At 34.4% G+C, this 21,789-nt stretch carries 22 protein-coding genes; 3 read left to right on the top strand and 19 right to left on the bottom strand.

Annotation, left to right across the window (positions count from 1 at the left end):
- Positions 1 to 46: 46 nt before the first annotated feature.
- Positions 47 to 568, bottom strand: coding sequence for a hypothetical protein (locus ACYT32_RS09510; protein WP_395265791.1), 522 nt, complete (start codon positions 566 to 568; stop codon positions 47 to 49).
- 228 nt (positions 569 to 796) lie between these two features.
- Here ACYT32_RS09510 and ACYT32_RS09515 point away from each other — a divergent pair, with 228 nt between their 5' ends.
- Entirely contained in the window at positions 797 to 1,084 is a 288-nt protein-coding gene (locus ACYT32_RS09515; RefSeq protein ID WP_461793429.1) for a hypothetical protein, read from the top strand.
- A 45-nt stretch (positions 1,085 to 1,129) separates the two neighbouring features.
- Here the strand turns inward: ACYT32_RS09515 and ACYT32_RS09520 are convergent, their stop codons facing one another.
- From ACYT32_RS09520 to ACYT32_RS09540, 5 genes are all read right to left on the bottom strand, one after another.
- Positions 1,130 to 1,933 carry an HAD family hydrolase gene (locus ACYT32_RS09520; RefSeq protein ID WP_395265789.1) on the bottom strand — a complete coding sequence of 268 codons (804 nt, stop codon included), beginning with the start codon at positions 1,931 to 1,933 and terminating at the stop codon, positions 1,130 to 1,132.
- A 788-nt stretch (positions 1,934 to 2,721) separates the two neighbouring features.
- Positions 2,722 to 3,579 (bottom strand): GRP family sugar transporter, encoded by an 858-nt coding sequence (locus tag ACYT32_RS09525; protein WP_395265787.1) that lies wholly within the window; start codon positions 3,577 to 3,579, stop codon positions 2,722 to 2,724.
- A 310-nt stretch (positions 3,580 to 3,889) separates the two neighbouring features.
- Positions 3,890 to 4,564 carry a 2,3-bisphosphoglycerate-dependent phosphoglycerate mutase gene (locus ACYT32_RS09530; protein WP_395265786.1) on the bottom strand — a complete coding sequence of 225 codons (675 nt, stop codon included), beginning with the start codon at positions 4,562 to 4,564 and terminating at the stop codon, positions 3,890 to 3,892.
- Positions 4,565 to 4,628: 64 nt separating this feature from the next.
- Positions 4,629 to 5,507 carry a cation diffusion facilitator family transporter gene (locus ACYT32_RS09535; RefSeq protein ID WP_395265785.1) on the bottom strand — a complete coding sequence of 293 codons (879 nt, stop codon included), beginning with the start codon at positions 5,505 to 5,507 and terminating at the stop codon, positions 4,629 to 4,631.
- A 99-nt stretch (positions 5,508 to 5,606) separates the two neighbouring features.
- Positions 5,607 to 5,819, bottom strand: coding sequence for a hypothetical protein (locus tag ACYT32_RS09540; protein ID WP_395265784.1), 213 nt, complete (start codon positions 5,817 to 5,819; stop codon positions 5,607 to 5,609).
- Between the two features lie 195 nt (positions 5,820 to 6,014).
- On the opposite strand from ACYT32_RS09540, the gene ACYT32_RS09545 reads away from it, so the two are divergent.
- Positions 6,015 to 6,743, top strand: a complete 729-nt coding sequence (locus ACYT32_RS09545; RefSeq protein ID WP_395265783.1) for a DUF5067 domain-containing protein — start codon at positions 6,015 to 6,017, stop codon at positions 6,741 to 6,743.
- Positions 6,744 to 6,884: 141 nt separating this feature from the next.
- Here the strand turns inward: ACYT32_RS09545 and ACYT32_RS09550 are convergent, their stop codons facing one another.
- Entirely contained in the window at positions 6,885 to 7,625 is a 741-nt protein-coding gene (locus tag ACYT32_RS09550) for a CPBP family intramembrane glutamic endopeptidase (RefSeq protein WP_395265782.1), read from the bottom strand.
- Between the two features lie 259 nt (positions 7,626 to 7,884).
- On the opposite strand from ACYT32_RS09550, the gene ACYT32_RS09555 reads away from it, so the two are divergent.
- Positions 7,885 to 8,025, top strand: a complete 141-nt coding sequence (locus ACYT32_RS09555) for a hypothetical protein (RefSeq protein ID WP_395265781.1) — start codon at positions 7,885 to 7,887, stop codon at positions 8,023 to 8,025.
- A gap of 73 nt (positions 8,026 to 8,098) precedes the next feature.
- Here ACYT32_RS09555 and ACYT32_RS09560 read toward each other — a convergent pair whose 3' ends face one another.
- The 12 genes from ACYT32_RS09560 to ACYT32_RS09615 form a co-directional block, all read right to left on the bottom strand.
- Positions 8,099 to 8,704 carry a response regulator transcription factor gene (locus ACYT32_RS09560; RefSeq protein WP_395265780.1) on the bottom strand — a complete coding sequence of 202 codons (606 nt, stop codon included), beginning with the start codon at positions 8,702 to 8,704 and terminating at the stop codon, positions 8,099 to 8,101.
- Complete coding sequence (locus ACYT32_RS09565; protein WP_395265779.1) at positions 8,697 to 9,812, bottom strand: sensor histidine kinase; 1,116 nt, start codon at positions 9,810 to 9,812, stop codon at positions 8,697 to 8,699. Before ACYT32_RS09565 ends, ACYT32_RS09560 begins: the two co-directional genes overlap by 8 nt.
- Positions 9,809 to 10,570: an ABC transporter permease gene (locus ACYT32_RS09570; protein WP_395265778.1), complete on the bottom strand. Its 762-nt coding sequence runs from the start codon at positions 10,568 to 10,570 to the stop codon at positions 9,809 to 9,811. The genes ACYT32_RS09565 and ACYT32_RS09570 overlap by 4 nt, the downstream gene beginning before the upstream one ends.
- Before the next feature lies 1 nt (position 10,571).
- Positions 10,572 to 11,450 carry an ABC transporter ATP-binding protein gene (locus tag ACYT32_RS09575; protein ID WP_395265777.1) on the bottom strand — a complete coding sequence of 293 codons (879 nt, stop codon included), beginning with the start codon at positions 11,448 to 11,450 and terminating at the stop codon, positions 10,572 to 10,574.
- Between the two features lie 221 nt (positions 11,451 to 11,671).
- Positions 11,672 to 12,205, bottom strand: coding sequence for a hypothetical protein (locus ACYT32_RS09580; RefSeq protein WP_395265776.1), 534 nt, complete (start codon positions 12,203 to 12,205; stop codon positions 11,672 to 11,674).
- Between the two features lie 142 nt (positions 12,206 to 12,347).
- Positions 12,348 to 12,740: a DUF956 family protein gene (locus ACYT32_RS09585; protein ID WP_395265775.1), complete on the bottom strand. Its 393-nt coding sequence runs from the start codon at positions 12,738 to 12,740 to the stop codon at positions 12,348 to 12,350.
- Positions 12,741 to 13,055: 315 nt separating this feature from the next.
- Positions 13,056 to 14,510 carry a hypothetical protein gene (locus ACYT32_RS09590; protein ID WP_395265774.1) on the bottom strand — a complete coding sequence of 485 codons (1,455 nt, stop codon included), beginning with the start codon at positions 14,508 to 14,510 and terminating at the stop codon, positions 13,056 to 13,058.
- A gap of 1 nt (position 14,511) precedes the next feature.
- On the bottom strand, positions 14,512 to 15,297 hold the full coding sequence (locus ACYT32_RS09595) for a DNA methyltransferase (protein ID WP_395265773.1): 786 nt from the start codon (positions 15,295 to 15,297) through the stop codon (positions 14,512 to 14,514).
- 92 nt (positions 15,298 to 15,389) lie between these two features.
- Complete coding sequence (locus tag ACYT32_RS09600; RefSeq protein ID WP_395265772.1) at positions 15,390 to 15,875, bottom strand: hypothetical protein; 486 nt, start codon at positions 15,873 to 15,875, stop codon at positions 15,390 to 15,392.
- A 1,990-nt stretch (positions 15,876 to 17,865) separates the two neighbouring features.
- Positions 17,866 to 18,249, bottom strand: a complete 384-nt coding sequence (locus ACYT32_RS09605; RefSeq protein ID WP_395265901.1) for a type III toxin-antitoxin system ToxN/AbiQ family toxin — start codon at positions 18,247 to 18,249, stop codon at positions 17,866 to 17,868.
- 504 nt (positions 18,250 to 18,753) lie between these two features.
- Positions 18,754 to 21,561, bottom strand: coding sequence for a MucBP domain-containing protein (locus ACYT32_RS09610; protein WP_395265769.1), 2,808 nt, complete (start codon positions 21,559 to 21,561; stop codon positions 18,754 to 18,756).
- Between the two features lie 37 nt (positions 21,562 to 21,598).
- Positions 21,599 to 21,789, bottom strand: a 191-nt coding sequence (locus ACYT32_RS09615; RefSeq protein ID WP_395265768.1) for a hypothetical protein, incomplete at its 5' end; no start/stop codon positions are given.

Raw genomic sequence — 21,789 nt, forward strand, 5'->3', positions numbered from 1 at the left:
TTTAAAAAAATTAAAGCCATCTGATTTCAAAATCAGATGGCTTTTTTTATACTTGTAAAATTTGAACAGTTTTTTGATTAAGTTTTGAAGTAATAAAGTCCACTACCCACTCAACATCCTTTTGAGGGGCTCCAGACTTTAACAAGTTCCACGATACGTCCAAAGCAACATCATGACCGTCATCGAGTTTCAGCAGGATATAATGTGGCGTCCAGAGGTCATTTTTCTTAGAAAGGACTAAGGAATAAGATAAGATATTTTCAAAATTGACAGATTTTTGTTTTTGGGCAAAAGGAAAGAAAATCGACTTGATCCGCTTAGACCAGGTACTGTAATCATAATAAGATATTGCCCCGTTGTTGACCTTCCACCAACCGTAAAGACTTGGCAGATAGCGCGGATAAATCAAACCGCTCAGAATCAAAAAAGCTGTCTCACCCCAAATGATACCAGCTGCAATATCCTGTCTAAAAACAATAAAAATGAACACTCCAATTGCGGCACCGAAGACCAAACTATTGAATAATGGTTTCCCACTTAATTTTCTGGCAAAGCTTTTTTCGATCATACACAATCGCCACCTTCTGATAGCCAAAATATTATAAAATTAATATTTTTTCGCACTAAAGTTATCGTATTTACAAAATTAAGGCAACGAAGTAGCTCAAGTTTGACGATTCGTCAGGATTAAGGCTTACCAATTTTATTCCCATACGGCATTAAATATAATTTGCATTAATCAATAATTTTAATATTACTGATGACTAAATTTTATTAGAAAGAAGATCGTATTATTATGTTTACATATATGGAAATCGCAGACAAAGATTATACAATCTTCAAAGGTTATGTCATTTATAAAATAGTTGCCGATAAATTGTCCATGACAAAAGTCAGAGGCATGCACGTTTTACAACATATCGACATTCCATTCGCTAAAATCACAAATTTAATCGTTGAAGATTATTATGGAACTGATTGCGTCAGTTTCACTTATCAAGATAAAAAATATTCCTTTATCTATACTGGATATGGCGAAAGTCAATCGCTAATTCACCAATTATACAAAGCTCTCAAAGCTTAGTATTAAAAAAACACTGAGAATATCAGTGTTTTTTTAGTTGATAAATTATTGCAAATATTGTTGAATCCCGTAAGCCACACCATCAGTATCATTATCTCTTGTAATATATTTTGCATAATCCTTTACTCCTGGCAAAGCATTGTCCATCACGATCGGCGTTCCGACTTGTTGGAGCATCACTAAATCATTGTACCCATCGCCAAAAGCCGCCATTTCGCTTTTACGGAGTTTTTCTAAATCTTGAATATATTTGATACCGATAGACTTTTTAGCCGCATGACTGGTAATTTCCAAGTAATTTTCGGCTGACTGGGTGACAGATAAACAATCAGGATTTAAGCCACTGAGTTTTTCATTTAGAGCTTTCATTTCTGTTAAATCAAAGGAAATCAACATGATTTTGTAAATTTCGAGGTCTGGTTGTTTTAATAATGAAACAAAATTAGTCAAAGTTGGATGGTATCCCCCTACTTTAGCCTCATATTCTACTCCCTGATCGATTTTTTCGACTAACCAATGATCTCGATCATAAAGTGAACAACTAACGTCTGGAAACTCTTTTTGCAACGTCAACAAGACTTGCTCTAAGTTAGCTAGATCAATAGTTGATTTCTGCAACACTTTTAAGCCTTGATCCAAAGGTTGAAAAATCAACCCGCCGTTAAAAGCTATTTGTGGTTCTGTTAACTCAAGCTTATCAATCGTTTCCACCATTTCCATTGGTGATCGTGCTGAAACTAATGTAAACGGAATTTGGCTTTCTTTAATTACTTTGACATTATTTTCACTAATTTTACAATTGCTTTGTAAAAGTGTTCCATCCATGTCTGAAAAAATATGCTTAATCATGTTGGTTTCCTTTTCTTTCTTGGATTTGTTGATTAGTAGGTTGGTTGGGTGTTGGGTTCACTGCCGGCTTCCGTTCGGCTCTGAGGGGTCTGGAACGCCATGGGCATCGCTTTGAACCAATTGAAATGCACAATTGTTTCAAAGTCGAGCCTTGTTCTAAGTGTGCTTCGCCCACTAAGAACAATTTCATGGCTTAGACCCCTCAGAGCTCTCACTACAGCCTAGGTTGTTAAAACATATTTGGATATCCCTCAAGTGAACAAGTTCAAGAGATAAATCCAGTTCAAAGGCAAAGAATAAGGTCAAAAACTTAAAAGCCTAAAAGCAAAACGAACTGAGGTTTTTAATAACTACTAATGTATTGAATTGATATGAATATATCAGTTCAATACATTTTTTTGTCTTATCCTCTATCTTTTACCCTTAAGCACCGAGTTTTTTCAGCTTCCACTCCTACTAAGCACAATCAAAAATGTAGAGTTCTCATATATATCACTAACAAATAAACTATGCAGTAACTCTAGTCAGGAGCGGAAGTTCTGGGGGATATCAGTGGTGAAATTTTACTTAATTGGCGGTTTTTGCCAATTTAGTAAAAGGTCGAGCTTGAAGACCGTCAGCTTGCTGAGGGGCTCCAAGTCGGCCCACCACGTTCCATATCCCCCAGAACTGGAGCGGATGACGGCAGTGAACCAATACCACTCCAAAAATCATCACCAATAAATTATAAATGAAAACGTTTAACAAAAACAACCAAAAAAAGTACAACCCCTTTTGGATTGTACTCCTTATGCAAATGAAGTTGCGACACTACCCACAACAATCAAAATAATTCCTAAAATTGTAAAGGTTAATTCGCGGTGGCTCTTTTGTTCATGAAGTACAAAAATACCACCAAATGTTCCAATCACAACGTTTAATTGTGTCCAGATGAATGCTGATGTATTACCGTTGGCTTTGGCTGAGAAAATGTAAGCAAAGGCTGCAATTCCCCAAGCAACTCCGGCAATAATATTTTGATATTGTTGTTTTTCTTTAAAGGAATTCTTATCAGTAAATAAGGCGTAGATAATTGATCCTAATAAGATACCTAACATTTCTGGCAAGAATATTCCGGTAGGACTTTCTGCCTTAACGATAGGCATATTTGGAAATGATGAATAGATCCAAAATCCTACTGTAGTACATAGTAGGAACAAGGCATCCCTTAGTTGCATCTTTTGACCAGAGGCATTGTCACTAACTGAAGTTAACAAAGCTCCGATAACTACGATGGCTAAAGCGATGAAACCAACGATTTTAGCATGAACTCCGGCCCAATCACCAAAAATCAAAACACCGATGATTGAATTACCAACGAGCTGAAATACGGTTGAAAGTGGAACTGTTCCGGAAACACCGATTCGTTTGAAAGAAATAAATTGACCAATTTGGCCGATCGTCCACAAGGAACCACAGAGAACTGAGAACCAAAATGCTTGAGCACTAACACTTGGTTGTGTTATTAAAAATGAGATTAAACCGACAATAGTTGCTCCCGCACCGATACCAAACATTTGGTTGACTGGTGAACCGCCGACTTTACCAGTAATGATTGGCATGAAACCCCAACCTAGGGCTGGAATTAAAGCAATTAAAATATTCATTATGAAGCTCCTTCTGTATTAAATAAATCTGAGTAATAATTTTTAACGTGGCATGTTTGATTTATCTATAAAACTGAATGTTTTTCTTAAAATAAACTCTTTTTGCTATGCATTTACGAACATTATTACAATAAATTATCTAAATAAGCATTTTTGGCATGAAAATGTCGTCGCTTATCTAGACCATTTTAATAGTTTAACTCATTCTGAATAAAATGGAAGCATTTTCTTTCAAAAAACGAAAAAAAATGAAAGTGCATTCAAAATTTTCCTTAATCTGAACGTTACTTTCATTTTCTTACAAAATTATTTATTTTTTTCCGCGATTACTATTAACTATTTGAAGTTTCTGATCGAACTCATAAATAATTGGTTTGCCATTAGCTACTTCAACGCCATCGATGTCTTTATCACTGATTCCTTCGATGTACTTGATCAAAGCACGGATAGTGCTGCCATGAGCTACGATCAATTGATTCTTGCCATCCAGCAAACCTGGTGCCACGTGATCAACATAATATGGAACAATTCTTTGATATGCTTGATAGAGACTTTCAGCAAGTGGCATGATATCGGCATCAAAATACTTGTAAGGGCCAATATTGCCATCGGCTTGAGGCAACTTAGGTGGGACTGAATAGAAGCTTCGCCGCCATTGATGAACTTGTTCCGCTCCAAATTCACGTCTAGTTGCATCTTTATTTTGTCCCCGCAATGCTCCGTAATGACGTTCATTCAAACGCCAAGTTTTGGTGACTGGCAAATAATTTAAATGCAGATCATCTTGAATTATATAAGCTGTGATAATAGCTCGTTTCAATACTGACGTATGGACATGATCAAAATAGAAACCTTTTAATTTTTCGGCGGCCAAATGGGCTTGTACTACTCCTTGCTGAGTTAAACCCACGTCGTTCCAGCCTGTATATTGATTCAAAGCATTAGCAATACTTTCCCCATGTCTGACCATGACAAGTTTTACCATCTTACAACATTCCCAACTTTCATAAAGACTTACCTATTAATCTTAGCACAATTGCAGTGTCATATTAATCTATCAGTGAATTATCCAAACCTCGAGAACACTCTGCCTGTAGGGTGACATGACTAATATTGAATTTATCTTTCAACAATTTATCAGCTTGATCATACAAGCCATCTAACTCGATCATATTACAATTACTTTTGACGTTAATATGAGCATCCAACATGATATGGTTTTCATCGATCATCCAAACATGGACGTGATGAACTTTGACAATTTCGGGAATAGTTAGGATTTCAGCCTGTACGGCGTCCAGATCGATTTTTGGGCTGGCTTCCATCAAGATATTAACTGTTTCAGAAACGACCGTGTAAGCCTCTTTTAAAAGCCAAATGGCAATAACAATTGTAATTAGTGGATCGATCCAATTCCAATTGAAGAGAATCACAAAGATTGAGGCCACAAAAACGCCAACTGATGACAAGGCATCGGTCATCATATGTAGAAAGGTCGCTTTGATATTTAAGTTGTGTTTTGAACCTGTCATCAACAATAACATGGAAACAAAGTTAGCTACTAATCCGACCAAAGACACGATCATCATCAGTCCACCATTGATATGCTGGGGCTGAGACAAGCGCCGAAATGATTCCACTACCATCATCAAAGTAATGACGACTAAAACGATTGAATTAACGAAAGCTGCCAATATCTCAGCCCGTTTGTATCCAAAGGTTTTCTTAGTATTATTTTTACGTCGACCAATTACATTGGCCACATAAGAAATTATGATTGAAAGTGAATCTTCTAAATTATGAAAAGCATCGGAGATCAATCCCAGACTACCTGAGAAAAACCCACCAATAAATTCAATAATGGTAATCAAGACATTCAGTATGGTGATATAGAAGAAACGTCTACCAGTAACTTTTTCACGTTCCATAACACCACCTCCTCAAGGACTATCATACCAATCTTTACTGAAAAATAAAAAAAGATGGAGCTTTTTTAAGTTCCATCTTTTTGACCCTTATATATCCTTCTATTTAGTTGTTTGCTTAGCAACAACTTTAATGGGATGAGCTACATCAATGATATCAGAGAATCTATTTGTAATATAGTCTCTCATACCGTCACGAGCTTCTTTCTTAGAAACGTTGTGACAAATGCGCTTCTTAGCAATTGTTTGGCCTTCCTTGCTCCAGAAATTACAAGTAACTTCGTAATCGCCATGATTACCAAAAAACAACATCATTGTGACCCCCTTCTATGCATAATAACTATCTCATTAACTTCGACCAGATATTTATACCACTTTTCAAAGATCAGTTCAACATAATTTTTAAAATACTTTTTTTTAAGAAAGACTAAGCATTTTTTAGTAAATTAATTCCGTCGAACTTAATATGATATTATGGTCATAACGAAATACTCATAGGGGAGTAACGTTATGAAAAGACAAAATAACGCACTGCAAAGTCGCATGAGTCGGATGGCATTACGTAGAAAAAGATTACCTTTTTACAAGAAAAAATCGTTCATTATTCCGACCATTTTAATCATAATTATTTTAATTGGTATATTTGTTTTTTGGAAAGTCAGTTCTTCAGAGCAGACTACCTCAACTCAGCCATCACACAAAACTGAGGCTGTAAAACCAAAAAAGACTACAAAAAAAGCTACCAAAAAAACTGCCGCTAAAAAGGAAACTACCAAAGAACAGCCAGCTCAAAAGGTTCAAAAAGATACGGAACAAAAACCTGCCGCCAAAACATTTACTAATCCAGGTTCCTACAATGACTTAACTTATGACATTGATTGGTATACCTTCAAGATCTCAAATGAAGTTAAATTGATCAAGGATACAAATGGTGACGCAGCACTCTTAGTGAAATACAATTATACAAACAAGACCTCTACCGCTGAGATACCTCAGCAAGTTCAAAATACAGCGATCATCTTGAAACAAGATGGCAAACAACTGTCTGCGACTGGTACTAGTGGCGATAACGCTAGTATTATTAATAGCAGCAACTCAACTCAAGTCCAACCGGGCAAGAGTTTCGACGGAGCCTTGCTAGTTAAAGTTAACAATACAACTTCTGAAGTTACAATGTACTTTAAAAACATCCAAACCCAAGGTTTGCTCGACACAACTCAACCTCTCAAGTTAGACTAAATTAGAAAAATGTGCCAAAAAAGGACCTGATTCGAATTTTTGAATCAGGTTCTTTTTGACGCTAAGAACAGAGATATTATTTTGTCACGTGATTGTAGAAATTAGTAATTATGTCACAGACTTTAACTTTAATTAGAAAGATCATTTTTTAACCACAAAGTTCTTTAATTGAGATCTGGCAATTACTAAAGTTATTAGTAAAAAAATTACCATAATGTATAAAATGGCCATCGAGAATTGTGTTTGCCCCATTTGTCCCATTAGTTTATTGGAAAACATTGGAAACATATCACGCAATGCATGTAAAACAATGACCAAAGTGAGGTTTTTAGTCTTTAAATAGATCGTGCCGAAGAGAATACCTATTGCCGCTGCAAAAATCACTTGCACTGAAACATAGCCAATCGGTAAAGCCTTCAAGTTCGTCACATGAATCAAGCCAAAAATTAAACTGCTGACAACAACTGTCAAAAAGGCTCGATTCTGAGTCAATTTTAAGAATAAAGCTATCAATAACCCCCGAAAAACATATTCTTCTGCAAGCCCTACTAGTAAGCAGATGACGATGGCTCTTATTTTAACTTGAAAGTCAGCTTCAAATAACACTGGATAGTCGAGTAAACCAATGATAATAATTGCCGGCATTGCTGTCATCAACTGCTCAAACAAATTTCGATCATTGAACCAAGAGACTCTCTGTTTAAAATAAAAATAATTTAATCCCAAAGCGATTAAAAAGATCACCAAATCTGCCGCCGCTTGCCAGAGACTGGTGGCTGATGCTTTATGGACGTGTATGACAAGTGGGAAAAGGAAGAGCACCGCTGGAAAAATCAAACTGGCGACAACTATTTTGGTCAGATCATTTCGGAAAAATTTCATATATCCTCCTAGAATAATATTTATTTATATTATATTATTATTTACCTTGACATGAAACGCGTTCGATAAACTAATATCTACTTGTTGAGATACAAAGCCCAGTTAAGAAAAAAATGATCATGTTTTTTCATGGCTTACCCTTCAAATAGTATTTCACATTAATTTGTTCAAGCCCATTTTGTGGGCTTTTTTTGTGCCTTGAATTTACAATTCAACTGAGGAATACAATGAGGCGTATGTCGAGGAGAAAATAACAGTCATGGATGTAAATGAATTGACTGTCAACCCCGCTGTCTGTAGAGGGTACTTTGCAGGTAATGGTTTGGAAACGGTAATCAGAATTATGGAAAGTCGGAGGAAGTATTACAATCAGCTCCAAAAAGATACCGCTCAAGTATAAGTTTATTTAAAACAAAAGAGTCGATAAATATCAGTTTTTCCTAACATTTATCGGCTCTTTTTTAATTGGATGATCAAATCCATTTGTTATTTTTAGAAATATTGAGTGCTTCTATCCGAGACTTGCAACCGGTTTTGCTCAAGATAGAAGAGATATAGTTTCGAACGGTCCCTTCGGATAAGAAGGCCAATTTGGCGATATCTTTGGTACTTGCACCGGTGTTAATAAGTTTTAGGATATCAATTTCCCGTGGAGTCAGTGGATTTTTTTCGGAATTGATAACAGTTTTGACTAGTTCGGGTGAAAAAATTGTCTTCCCAGTTAAGACAGCATGAATAGTTTCAATCAATTGATCAGTTGGATTGTCCTTTAATAGGTAAGCATTTACATCATACCTAACAGCTTGCTCAAAGTAACTTTCTTGAGCAAAAGTCGTCAAGATAATAATTTTGATTGGTTGTTTCAATAATCTCAGCTGCTTGGCAATTTCTAATCCAGTCAATTCAGGCATTTCAATATCAAGTATTGCTACTTCAGGTTGTAATTTAATAATTTCATTAAAAGCAGTCATTCCATCAGTGGCAGAGCCGACGACTTCCAAGTCATCCTCTAAGCCTAACAGGGTCGCCAAAGCGGTATTCAACATTTCTTGATCTTCAGCTAAATAAATACTAGTCATTTTTTACTTCCTTCGGGATTGAGATATCGATTATTGTTCCGTGATCAGAAAATACTTCCATTATACCGTTTAAGGAATTGATTCGTTGCTGCATGCCAGTCATGCCGAAGCTATTATTTCGTTTATTTTTAATGCCTATGCCATTATCCTTAATTGTTAGCTTAAAGGCTTGATTATCTGATGAAAAAATTAAGTTAACTTGATTAGCTTTGCTATGACGAATGATATTAGTCACAGCTTCTTTTATGACTGCAGACAAGACATTTTGAACGTTATCGGGCCAATTGACTGAATCATTTTCATTGGTCGTCGAAAGAAAAATTTTAGCAGTTTGGAGATTCTTTTCTTCTATAATCATGGCCTCGGCGATAGTTTTTTTGTTCAAGTTGGTGACAATTTCACGAACTAAACTGAGATTATCGCGCGAAGTTTGAGCAATGTCTTGGAGTTCTTTTGCTGCCTTTTCTTGATCCTTTGACATGAGTTTTTCAGCCAGCTCTGCTTTTAAGGTGATCAGTGAAAACGACTGGCCTAAATTATCATGCAGGTCCTTGGCGATCCGTCCACGTTCTGACTGGCGAATCAATGATTCAAGACGTTCATTACTCTGACTTAATTGCGAACGACGACGATAAGTTTGTCTTAATGAATAAGCTGCAAAGGGGGATCCAATTGCAAAAAATAAGGCGATTGAAAGGGAATAAAATGTTTGATTAGGATCATACATTTCAGACATGGTAATTCCAAATATTGCGACAAGTAAGTATAGAGCAGTATACCGATAAAAAGTTTTTTTGTTGAGGTTCATTGAACCAATTTGCCAGGCCGTAAAAACATACAGTGTTCCATAATTGGAGAATGCCGCAACTATTAAACTGATAACCAACTGAATTACCAATTTAAAGAAACGAGCAGTTGGTAATTCATACGAATCGTGATAAAACTTGGCGTAAATTAGCAATAGAACAGTAATTCCGATACGTGGATAAGTTCCTTTAACGGAGCCGACTATTTGAACGGAAAAAAATGCCAAGGCAATAGTCCAAAAATAAGGCAACGATCCGTATGCCTTATCAAACAAGAATTGTTTTTTTAAGAAATTTTTCATTCAGTTTCGAGCTCCTTAGTGGCCATCAATCTTGATCCAACTACAATAACAAGAATAAGTATAACTAACCAAATGACAAAATTAAATAAATTACTGAACTGAAAATTATTACCTGAGATTATATCGTTTGAAATGGCAGAAATTGAGTAAGTTGGCATCATTTTACCAATTGTTTGTAGCCAGTTTGGCAGTGTTTGGAGTGGCCACCACAAGCCACTTAACATTGCCATTGGAAAAACTGTTAAACTCGTAACCAGATTGACTGAACTAGGATTCTTAAATAGTGAAATGGCAATACCAATGAAAATAAGAACGAAGGATCCGGCTAAACATGTAAGAATAACTAGTATCATTTTTGGAAGAGCAAGTGAGATGTGGTTAACGAACACACCAATAGCACCGATAGATAGCAGTGAAATTAAGTTTAATGTTAAAAAAACAACAATCAATGAACCATAATATTTAACTTTGGATTCTGGTGTAATATCAACGAAAAGATCAAAGTGGCTAGTGTGTTCTTCCAGTAAAGTATTGGCAACAGTGATGACTGATCCGAGTAAGGAACTAAAAACCATCATACTAACCAGATAGGCAACGTTCCATTGTTTAAGTGTGTCATTGGGAACACCTGACGATAATACTTTGGTATAAAGCAAATAAAATACTACCGGCAACATTAAATCAAAAAAGAAAAAATTCAGATTACGCAATACGATTCTGGTAAAGTTAAGTTTAGTTTGATAGATAAATTCTGACATATTATTTTCTCCTTTGGTTGAGATCGATGAAGATACTCTCCAATGAATTTTGTGAAATCTTGATGTTATTAATATCGGCCAAGAGCGGATTTAAAGCGGAGAGAATCCGATTAGTATCATTGGTTACGATCATGAAGTGATTTCCTAAATGTCGAATCGGATCAGCTCCAACAAGTTTAGTGATGATTGTTGGATCAATCTCGCTATCAAAATCTATTTGTGCATTTCCAGTGTTATGACGAAGTTGCATTAAATCACCATCGAAGATAATTTGATGGTCTCGTAAAATTAAGAAACGATCCGCGACATTTTCTAATTCATCCAAGTGATGACTGGTCACAAAAATAGTTTTTCCAGACATCTTTAGCTTCAAAATTTCTTCCCAAAATCTTTTGCGACTGCTTGGATCCATTCCGTTAGTTGGTTCATCTAAAAATAAAATTTGTGGATTGCCAACCATTGCGAGCGCAAATGATAAACGTCTCATTTGACCACCGGATAATTGTTTCAGAAACAAATTTTCCTGGTCAGATAATTGAGCCAACGTAATTATCTCTTGATATGAGAGGTGCTGTTGATAATAACTTTGTGATAACTGAATAATTTCTTTGACCTTTATCCTTTTTAAAGCAATATCTTTTTGCATCATCACACCCATAAAAGCTTTAGCTGAGGTATTCCTTTTATCCAAGATTGAGATAGAACCGGAATTCACTTTGATCAGTCCAAGCATGATATTAATCAACGTAGTTTTGCCAGCCCCATTTTCACCTAACAATCCAATTATTTGCCCCTTTGGAACTGAAAAGGTAATCTGATTTAAAATTATTTTCTTCCCAAATGACTTATTCACGTCTCTAACATCAATAACGTTATCCATAGGATTCTCCTCATAAACTTAAAATTTATTATGGATATAGCATAAGATTATCACGTCATATCAGTAAGTGTGCGATGTCACGAATTAGGTATGACATTTGTCATAAAACAATGAAAAACTATCATTTCGTTAGAGTTTTCTAAATATATATATAATTCGGCCTTGAATTTACAATTCTAGACATAGAAAAGAGGTAAGTTAAAAGCTTACCTCAATTGATTTCACACCTTTGATTTAATGATTTCGACTAATCTTTTGATATCATCATCAGTCGTCGGAATCCCAGTTGATTTCCAAGCACAATTCAATTTAATTTGACTATGATCCGTTTGAATTACCAAATAATGGATCTTTCGAGATAGAGGAACCTTTAAGGGCCCGCCTAGCGGATATTGACTGTTGAGGATGGATTTACCTTCAATAATTGAAAAATCTCTGATAGCTGAATATGGCACTTCAATCGGCTTTTTCGCAAACGGTAAAAAAATAGCTTGAATTTTTTTCTTCCAGTCGCTGTAGTCATAGTAGTAAATTCCTTGGTCATCGAGCTTCCAATAACCATAAGAGTCCGACAAACATACTGGATAAATTAACATACTATCAATTGCAAAAGCTAATATACCGCAAACAATCCAAATTAATGGTAATTGAGGAACCATTGAGTAAATAATGGCTGCAACAACGATTCCAAAAAAGATGCTGATCAATAATGGTTCGAAGTTGATTTTTCGGGCAAAGCTCAATTCCTGTTCCATCTTAATCACCCTGTATATTCTATGACCATCTTAAAAATAATCTCTTTTTGACGACATTGACAAAAATAACACTTAAATTGTCCTCATTGTCAAATTATAAAAAAACTACGACAATTTTGTAGGATATTGTCGTAGTTTTAAATTATTTTTTCTTCTTTTTAGCTTGCTTATTTGGATTTCTTGTAAAAGCCCGTTTGATAACTTGGAAAAATCCTAACGACTTAACGATGTGATCCGGCTTGATATAAACTCGGATGGCTCGCAAAGCTTTCTTAGGATCTTTGGCTGAAAAACTGAATGTTCCATTCTTCTTCGTTTCGATGGCAAAGCGAGGAATCCACTTACCACCAAAAACAACTGAAACAATTACCAAACGTACTTCTGTCCAAGGAATTTGGATATAGTTACTGGCATCCCGATCATCGTAAAATTCGAAGCCCTTATCTCCGACCATGATCTTACCGTAATCTGTCATTCCTAAGTGAGAAGTTGCATCCATGACCAAATCCGACTTCGTATTTAATGATTGAACCATTCAAACTAACCCCTTTATCTCTTTATAAAAAGTATTATACGTCTTTATCTATTATCAAAAAAGAGGTGGAACTCTTTTGGAGCGTCTGTCCTCTTTTATCACGCACAAATGCTATTATAACAACGTTTTAGCATGAAGATATTCTTATAAATCTACAATTTTCAGTAAAAATACTATCATTTACCTTATCATTGACAGAATAAATAATCAATCGCTTTCATATTTATTCTAGTAGTAATCAATTGTTTGAACTCACACATATCATTCATATCATCTAGACTGACTTATATACTATCATTCACGCTATCATCTAGATTATTTTAAAACATGCTTATTAAATTGATTAAGTGTTATACTCATTTCATCTGCAAAATCATTATATTGCTCTTCACTTAAATCACGTTTAACAAACTCTTCTTTTATGTAGAAGTAATATTTTTTTGATATAAGCTCCCTGTCCTTTAAATTCACCAAACTTTCATCAGCAATCTGTTTGAAAGTCTTCTTATCTTTAATATGATATTTCCAAGCTAATCTACCCTTCTCATATGATTCACGACACCACTTGGCTTTTAAAAGTGACTTCTTCTTCGATTGATTATCAGACTTTAAGTTGCTCTTCATCCATTGCGATAATCCTGTATGCAACATCATAAATCTTAAATCATATTCTTGTGCACGCGCGGTAGTAATATGTAGTTTCTTACATATAATATCTAGTTTATCTAACTTTAGATTCCCCTCAATTCTCTTGTTATAAACACACTTAATAGACTTACGCAAATACTTTTCATTAGTCTTGCTATTGTAATAACCACTATTAACCATAGACATATATTTATCGATACTATTATCTCTTAATGTTAAAGCAGTCAATACTATTTCATAATAACTACTTAACAAGTCTTCATAATACTGGGGACTTTTATCGATATAACAGTTCATAACGTAACGCTCATATTTCTTTAAGTCTTCTAACAGCGAATCATAGAAAACATTTCGGTCAATAACATTCTTAGAATAGTAGAAACGAGAAATCTTATAATCAGTCGTCAAATTAACAGCTCTATTTTCAAGAGCCTTTCTAAACTTATAAGACTCTTGTTGCCTTAAAATGGCTATCATTTTCCAGCCTTTGTAATTGCAATAATGAGTAACAATGTCGTCTTCCAATTTAACATGCAAAAAGCTTAAATATTGTTGAAATACTTTAAGAATATTACGCATATTCACTTCATTACTGGACTTAATTAATGAATCAATAATCTCATCAGTCTTGTCATTTAGCATAGTGAAGTTATCTTCACTCACTTTGCTGAAGTCTTCTAGATTAACTTTGATTACTTCTTTAAGCTCATGTTGAGTTTCTCCCGAAGAATATTCATTTAGTTGAACAGCTGTATTACCCAACTCACTAAACAATATTGAGTCATCATATACCCATTTTTTAGTACTATCGTCATCTACATCATCAGAAATATTCTTTCTTAACTCAAAGAATTCAAATATATTTAATCTCTGCTGTTCAGTAAACAATTGTATGATTAATTGTTCTCTACTATCTAAGTCTTCATTTAGTTCATATTTATGCAATGCTCTAACAGCACACGTAAATTTGTCTTCTGTATCCCCTACGACAAAAACATCGTTTAAACTGTTCATTAGTTCATTGTTATAAATATCAGTCGTATATACGTTGTCATCAAAACCAAAATCAGTTATTTTATCTATATTATCTAAGTTAATGTCACCACATTTATCTACCTTCATACTAAATATCCTCTATAAATAATGTCCTGGGTAAAGTCTTCTTAATCTTACTTAAGCGCTTATTACCTCGGTCTACGTATTTACGTTCAATATCACACGCAACAAATTGTCTGGACATATAGTAAGACGCAACGGCAATTGATGCACTACCGCTAAAATTATCGATTATGATGTCGTCTATTCTAGTGTACTTACGAATAAGATTAACTAAAAGTCGAATTGGTTTTGGGTCAGGATGCTCATCATCCTTCTTAGTAGCGTCCTTATCTTTATCTTCTTTAACAGTTGCCTTGTCCTCTTTATCGGGAGCAAATATCTTCAATTCTTTAGCAGTTTCCCATTCTTCATTACTAAATAATGGGTCGAAATCACCACTGTAATATCTATCACTCTTACTAGTATTGTAGTTATTATATGCAATCAATAAAAACTCGAATTGTCTTACAGTATCAATATTTTTTCGGGGATTGGTCTTACCCCAAGCAATTGTATCTACCACTGTGAAATCATGGTCTTTATCATAAAAATTCTCAATTTTGGGTTTGATGATTCTATCAATATTAGCTTTAGTATTGAAAATCATAACTATCCCATCTATCGCAATCTTGGGTAGTACGGTATCTAACCAATCTTCAAGATTAAAACCACTATCCCAATTTGCAATTTTTATATCATACGGCGGGTCAGTCAAAAGCACGTCAATACTAGAGTTTGGGATATCTTCAAGTAAGTCTTGATAGCTCATACATTTAATTTTATCTATATATTTACCTGGAATTTGAGACATAAAAAGGACACCTACAATCATTATTTATCGATATAAGTATATCAATAATAAATGTCTGTAGGTATCCTCTTTTTTAGATTAAATAACGATTATCAAGACTGCTTCGCAGTCTTCAACCTCTTAACTAATATTTCAGTATATTCAGTCAGAATATCAATGATTTTTTGTTTGTCATCATCATTTAACTCATCAATATTTCTTACAGCACTACTTATGATTTTAGCAAAATTAGACACAACTTGTTTGTATACAACATCACCAACCGACCCTGCCATAAGTAAAATATGACCTTTCTCATCATGGGTAATTTTCAATTCTTCGACTTTATTAGCTTTAACCTTATTCTGAATATTCAAAATTTGACCCTCGGTAATATCATAGCCATCAGACTTTAAAAAATCTTGAATTTTCTTAAAGTTCAAAGATAACTTTGTACGTTGCAAAAGTTCTATCACTAGTCTTAAAGCTTCCTCACTATCAACCTTAACTTTGACAATCTCTTTTTCATCATCTTGTAACTTAGTAGTTTTATAATCGATATTCTCTTGATTGAAATCTTCATCTTCCGTTAATAACATACGACTGTACCCCCTACGATATCTAATATTCGACAACCTTCAATTGTCTTCAACATGATACCGTCATTCGTAAGCAGTGTGTCTGATATGTTATCCATTTTCCCTAACGATGAATAATTAATATGGAGGACTGATTGATGGCGCTATCGCGCTCTTCTTGCTACTTATATAACTGATACTAATCAACTTAAGTTAAGTTATTTTGAGTGGACATCGTAGTAGCTTTCTTCGACGTTCTTCAAGCTCTTCAATTTTACACATATAATTACACGTAATAACTCTTGAAATGCTTGTCACGTAAGTTATCAAGACACTTCAGTAAATTATCAGTAATACTTTAGTCGACCTAACAATGGTAAAGAATGGCTCGTCATAGCAGTTTGATTAACACACATATTTATGTCTGTAAGCATCCTCTTTTATTAAAATATGAGCAAAGTAAAAGGACACCCTCTTAGTCATAAGATGTCCCTTGTTGGTCTTGCATATTATTGATACTGCTAATCAATCTTCAATCATATCCATTTAACCATCCTACTTACATTGATATCCTACAGTTGGATTGAACTATCTTTTTTTGCTTTGATTAACTGTTTTTGTTTAACAGCAACCTTCCAATGTCTTTATATTAACAGCTTCTGTATCACATTATTGATAATTATTATCAATTTCCCAAAATTATTTTCGATAATTAATCTTAGTAGTCTTGCTAGAAATGAAAATCGGAATAATGTATCGATAAATTAATTCGTAATGAGCCATTTTGATAGTTTAAGAGCTCTTCAAATGGTCAACATAATTATACATAAAGTCTTCTGTATTGCTTGTCACGTAAGCTATCAAGCTTCTTCGATAAGATATGAACTGCTGAAGGATTCATTTTACATAAGAGATAACTCAGCTATCATACTAACTTAAATTTAGTTTACTAATACTGCTTAACTAACACATCAATTTATGTCTGTAACTATCCTCTTTTATACCTTACACATATTAATCAAGACAAAATATTATACTGTCTTGCAATAATAAAACTGGTCGTCAGTCACATATGTTAAATTAAAATTGATTTACTAAAACTCCTCAATTAACGCATCAATTTATGTTTGTAACTATCCTCTTTAACCTGTAAGTATATGAATCAAGACAAATAAAAAGACACCCTCACATAATAGGATGCCCCTTTGTCTTGTAATCCATACTACCTGATAGTATCAATCAGTCTTGGAATCTCTCTTGTATGACTATCACATTATTCATACAGGTCACACTATCGCTGATTGAACTATCTATTTTTGCTTTGATTAGTTGTTTTTGTTTAACAGCTAACTTTTTATCTTCTATATATTAACGTCATTCGTAATGAGATGTTGAAGATTATTATCAATTTCGCAAAAAAAATTATTGGAGATTGAATCTTAGGACTGTCGCTAATAATGAGAAACTTAGTTTGAAGATTGATAAATTAATTCGTAATGAGAACCTTCAGCTTTCTTCAAGCTCTTCATTTAACTGAGTATAATTACACTTAAATGCTCTTGTAATGCTTGTCACGAAAGCTATCAAGCCTCTTCAGTTAAATATTAGCAATGCTGATTGTGAACTTACGAGAATACTCAACTTAGCAACATACAACATGAGTAATTGTTAATAGCATACTTTAATTAATATGCAGATTTATGTCTGTAAGTATCTTCTTTTAAAGAGATTAAATAAGATTCTTTTATAAAGAAAAAGAGCTGACCTTACGGCCAACCCTTCTTCTAATAATCATCTACTTAACGTTAATTTGTTGGATTATTTAATCCATGTTGTTAAACCATCAGCAGTTGCTTCATCAATACCCATATCCATATCAGCTGAGTATAATGCCCAACCTACAACGTTACCTTTGGTATCATACAAATGATAAACCTAAATTAGCAAATACATTTTCATACCTCGACCAGATAATCCTAAAACAAAAAGATTAAGTCTAAATGACCTAATCCTACTTCTTATGCTCCATTAGCCAATTATTATATGCTTCTTCCATTTTTGTAAAATCAACACACGTTCGTCTTAATTTATTATCTCCAGACATCCATTGAGTATACACATCACTTACTTTAGTCATAAGCAATTCTTTATTTGCCACCTTATTTATATAATTCATCTTATTATACATTAACCATGTTTTCTTATCTTTTCCATCAGGGATAACATAGTGATAAATATGGTCAGGAACAGGAATCATATATGCCATCCTAAGAAACGATAATGGCGGTCTATCAACATCCTCATAAATTGGAAATACAGGTTCAGCATGACGACATAACATAGCTTCCTTTTCAGGACTATATCCTGAAAGAGGAATAAAATATTTCTTATTGATAAAGTAATTAAACCACCTATATAATTACGGTCAGTTTGATAACCATATTTTCTACCTTGATGCATAACACGATTATCTATAGAATATAAAAAATCAATGTATTCATCATCTATACTCACAATTCTAAATCGCTGTTTTTTACTCATGTTATCCCCATAAAAAAAGCCATCATACGATGGCGGTGGTTTATTACTAAATTTATCATACCCACTTCTATTCGATAACCTAATTAGTCAAAGACCATTAGGCAGGTAGGGTTCCACCTCTCTTGCATATATAATATAACATCTTTAAGTTATTTTGTAAATAATAACTGCTAATTACTACTATTACAGATTGTATTATAACTAACTACACCCTATTTACAATTATTTCAATCTGAAAGTGATGTCACAGAATCCTATCTCATAAAGTTAAAAAGATTCTTTTTGTAATACACAAAAAGAGCTGACCTTACGGCCAACCCTTCTTCTAATAATCATCTACTTAACGTAATTTATTGGATTATTTAATCCATGTTGTTAAACCTTGGTCTGTATATGTTGAAACTGGTTCATCCATTTCCATCAAACATAGACCCCAACCTACAGCGTTACCCTTACCATCATAGACTAACATACCTGTGGCTTTACCACTAGCACCTACTGAGTCCCAAATTGAACCTTCCAGTGGGTCTGGATTATCAAATCCTGCATTCAAAAAGTTTAAATAATCATTCTTTGTTTTAAAGATATGGTCTGATACATAGTAGTTAGTACCTAAGTTATAACCACTATTCTTGACAAATTGGTCTTTAATTTGGTCTGTAGTTAAACCAAATGTGTCAGCCGTTGTGGTATTAAATCTGCTTGTATCCCAATTGGCTGTCGTGGCTTTTCCACCAAAGTCTTGAATACCTACAAACATACCATTTTCAAGTTGTTGTACACCTACACCAATGTCAGTCATACCTTTATCTAACATAGTAGCATTATGTTCTGGTGATTCCTTCCATTGATTAAACAAGTTTTGAGCTACTTCATCGGCAGTTGAACCGTTTGTGACGGCCAAGTTTTCAGCCATATTAGTTGAACCGTATTGTTGCAAGTTTGCTTGAGTTTGAGCCATAAACTCATCGTGGTTAGCGGAGTTGATGTCGCCACTGGCGTCAACGTGTCCCTTTTCAGTGAGGGAACGTGCTAAAGCTCCTGCGGTTAAATTACTATCAACATTTAGTTCTGATAAACTGTTAGCAGTTCTGTAATTATTTACTAATGAGATAACCTTATTTGCAACAGCTAATGTATCAACTGTTTGTACAGGTGCATCTTCTGTATATGTAAAGTTGATTACATTATTATCCTTAACAACCTCCAATGATTTAGATGATTGGTCTACTGTATAACCTTTGATAGCTGGTGCTGTTTCGGTTACAGTTGAACCAACAACTTGGTCAGTTAAAGTCTTAGCAGATTGTAATACATTGCCGTCAGCATCTAAGTAATTTACTGTTACATTAGCCTTTGAAACAACTGGTGCATTCTTAGTGTACTTAAAGTTGATTACATTACTATCAGCTTTTACTGTAATTGATTGACTGGCATCACCATCTAGGGTATAACCTTTGATTTCAGGTGCATCAGCTTTATAAGTTGAATCTACATCAGCTGTATCAGTTTTAGCAGTTTGTAGTACATTACCATCTGCGTCAAGATAATTAATAGTAATAGTTGCTGTCTTAGGTGCAACAGCATTCTTTGTGTATGTGAATGTTACAGTTGAACCTTCTTTGGCTACATTTACATTCTTAGTAGCTTCAGTAGCTGTATAACCTTCAATTGATGGAGCAGATACTTCTATATCTTTACCAACTTCTTGGTCTTTAAGTACAGTATCTTGTACCCCTTCAATAGCTTTGCCATTTTCGTCAACTGCCTTGATTGTTACATCTGCCTTTGAAATAACTGGTGTATCTTTTGTATATTTAAATGTTACTGTATTACCATTTTTAGAAACAGTAACGGTCTTAGTAGCTTCAGTAGCTGTATAACCTTCAACTGTTGGTGCGGATACTTCTACATCTTTACCAACTTCTTGGTCTTTTAGTACGGTATCTTGTACCCCTTCAATAGCCTTGTTATTCTCGTCAACTGCTTTAATAGTTACGTTAGCTTTAGTAACGACAGGGTCAACTGGTGTTGTAGCATTCTTAGTATATGTGAATGTGATTGAATTGTTATCTTTAGCAACAGTTAGAGTCTTAGTTGCAGAATCGGCTGTGTATCCTTCAATAGCAGGTGCATCTTCACTTACGGTTGAACCTACTTCTTGAGCTGAAACAGTCTTAGCAGGTTTTAGAACGTTACCTTCTGAATCAAGATAGTTTACAGTTACATCTGATTTCTCAACAGTTGGTGTTGTTTCTTTAGCTTTATAAGTAAAGGTAATTGTGTTGCCGTCCTTACTTACAGTTTGCTTTTGAGTAGCTTCATTTGTAAGAGTATAACCCTCAATAGTCTTAGCATTAACAGTTACATCAGAACCAACTTTGGCTGTTTGAGTTTCTGCGTCAGCAATTTCCTTGTTGTTTTCATCAACAAACTTAGTAGTTACAGTAGCTGTTTCATCAGCAGGGTCAGTTGGTGTAGTAGTTGAACCATTACCTTCTTGTTCAGTAGTTTCAGCATCAGGTGCATTCTTTGTATATGTCTTCTCACTTCTTGATGATTCACTAGTTAAGTTAGCATCGTTAGCTTTTACCCATTCATCAGTAGCAACACGGTAATATGTAACCCCATTTACAACAACTTTTTGGTCTGTCTTCCAATCAGTGTTTGATGCTAATGCACGGTTAGAAACTAGTTGAGCTCCCTCAGTCATAGGGTTTCTATATAATCTTACATATGTGCCGTTACCTTCACCTACGCGAACAACGCCAGTCAGATTTTGTGTTGATGTTTCATCAGCTAAATCCATTTGCTTAGCATTAGCGTATTCATTACCGCCTACGAGTAGATAAGTCTCACCATCTACACCCTTAACAGCCTTAGCAGTCTTCCATTTAGTACCATTTTCAAGGCCACGATTTGCTTTATGCATGTCATTACTTGTAACGCTGTTATAAAGTTGAACATAGCTACTTGTTGTTGAATTAGCTGTTGCAACGTTGTTTACAGCAGATGCATCAACAGTTTTTTGACTTAACATAGTAGCACTGAACAATGTAATAAATGTTAAACCTACAGTTAACCAACCCTTGTTCGAATGTACTAATTTCACACGATAAGTCTTGTCCTCAAGTGCTTTATTTAGACGTTTCTTCTTAAAATTCATCTTCTTTTTACCCCTCGCTCAAATGTTTAGTTTATTTTTATAATCTCCAAATATAACAGGCAAATATCATGACTGTTGAACCAATTAAAATCACAAAATCTAAGTTCACTTTTAAAACTTCAAAAAAAAGAAAAATAGTCAAACAAAATAAAATCAAAAAAATATTTACATAAATGAATCCTAGTAACATTTCATGCTTACTTTGAAAATCTATTTTCTCTTCTTCAC

The organism is Companilactobacillus sp. FL22-3 (assembly GCF_054881455.1).

Bases quoted from the DNA above. Each gene is read 5' to 3' on its own strand.
- ACYT32_RS09510 (WP_395265791.1), bottom strand. From the start codon at position 568: ATGATCGAAAAAAGCTTTGCCAGAAAATTAAGTGGGAAACCATTATTC.
- ACYT32_RS09515 (WP_461793429.1), top strand. From the start codon at position 797: ATGTTTACATATATGGAAATCGCAGACAAAGATTATACAATCTTCAAA.
- ACYT32_RS09520 (WP_395265789.1), bottom strand. From the start codon at position 1,933: ATGATTAAGCATATTTTTTCAGACATGGATGGAACACTTTTACAAAGC.
- ACYT32_RS09525 (WP_395265787.1), bottom strand. From the start codon at position 3,579: ATGAATATTTTAATTGCTTTAATTCCAGCCCTAGGTTGGGGTTTCATG.
- ACYT32_RS09530 (WP_395265786.1), bottom strand. From the start codon at position 4,564: ATGGTAAAACTTGTCATGGTCAGACATGGGGAAAGTATTGCTAATGCT.
- ACYT32_RS09535 (WP_395265785.1), bottom strand. From the start codon at position 5,507: ATGGAACGTGAAAAAGTTACTGGTAGACGTTTCTTCTATATCACCATA.
- ACYT32_RS09540 (WP_395265784.1), bottom strand. From the start codon at position 5,819: ATGATGTTGTTTTTTGGTAATCATGGCGATTACGAAGTTACTTGTAAT.
- ACYT32_RS09545 (WP_395265783.1), top strand. From the start codon at position 6,015: ATGAAAAGACAAAATAACGCACTGCAAAGTCGCATGAGTCGGATGGCA.
- ACYT32_RS09550 (WP_395265782.1), bottom strand. From the start codon at position 7,625: ATGAAATTTTTCCGAAATGATCTGACCAAAATAGTTGTCGCCAGTTTG.
- ACYT32_RS09555 (WP_395265781.1), top strand. From the start codon at position 7,885: ATGGATGTAAATGAATTGACTGTCAACCCCGCTGTCTGTAGAGGGTAC.
- ACYT32_RS09560 (WP_395265780.1), bottom strand. From the start codon at position 8,704: ATGACTAGTATTTATTTAGCTGAAGATCAAGAAATGTTGAATACCGCT.
- ACYT32_RS09565 (WP_395265779.1), bottom strand. From the start codon at position 9,812: ATGAAAAATTTCTTAAAAAAACAATTCTTGTTTGATAAGGCATACGGA.
- ACYT32_RS09570 (WP_395265778.1), bottom strand. From the start codon at position 10,570: ATGTCAGAATTTATCTATCAAACTAAACTTAACTTTACCAGAATCGTA.
- ACYT32_RS09575 (WP_395265777.1), bottom strand. From the start codon at position 11,450: ATGGATAACGTTATTGATGTTAGAGACGTGAATAAGTCATTTGGGAAG.
- ACYT32_RS09580 (WP_395265776.1), bottom strand. From the start codon at position 12,205: ATGGAACAGGAATTGAGCTTTGCCCGAAAAATCAACTTCGAACCATTA.
- ACYT32_RS09585 (WP_395265775.1), bottom strand. From the start codon at position 12,740: ATGGTTCAATCATTAAATACGAAGTCGGATTTGGTCATGGATGCAACT.
- ACYT32_RS09590 (WP_395265774.1), bottom strand. From the start codon at position 14,510: ATGAAGGTAGATAAATGTGGTGACATTAACTTAGATAATATAGATAAA.
- ACYT32_RS09595 (WP_395265773.1), bottom strand. From the start codon at position 15,297: ATGTCTCAAATTCCAGGTAAATATATAGATAAAATTAAATGTATGAGC.
- ACYT32_RS09600 (WP_395265772.1), bottom strand. From the start codon at position 15,875: ATGTTATTAACGGAAGATGAAGATTTCAATCAAGAGAATATCGATTAT.
- ACYT32_RS09610 (WP_395265769.1), bottom strand. From the start codon at position 21,561: ATGAATTTTAAGAAGAAACGTCTAAATAAAGCACTTGAGGACAAGACT.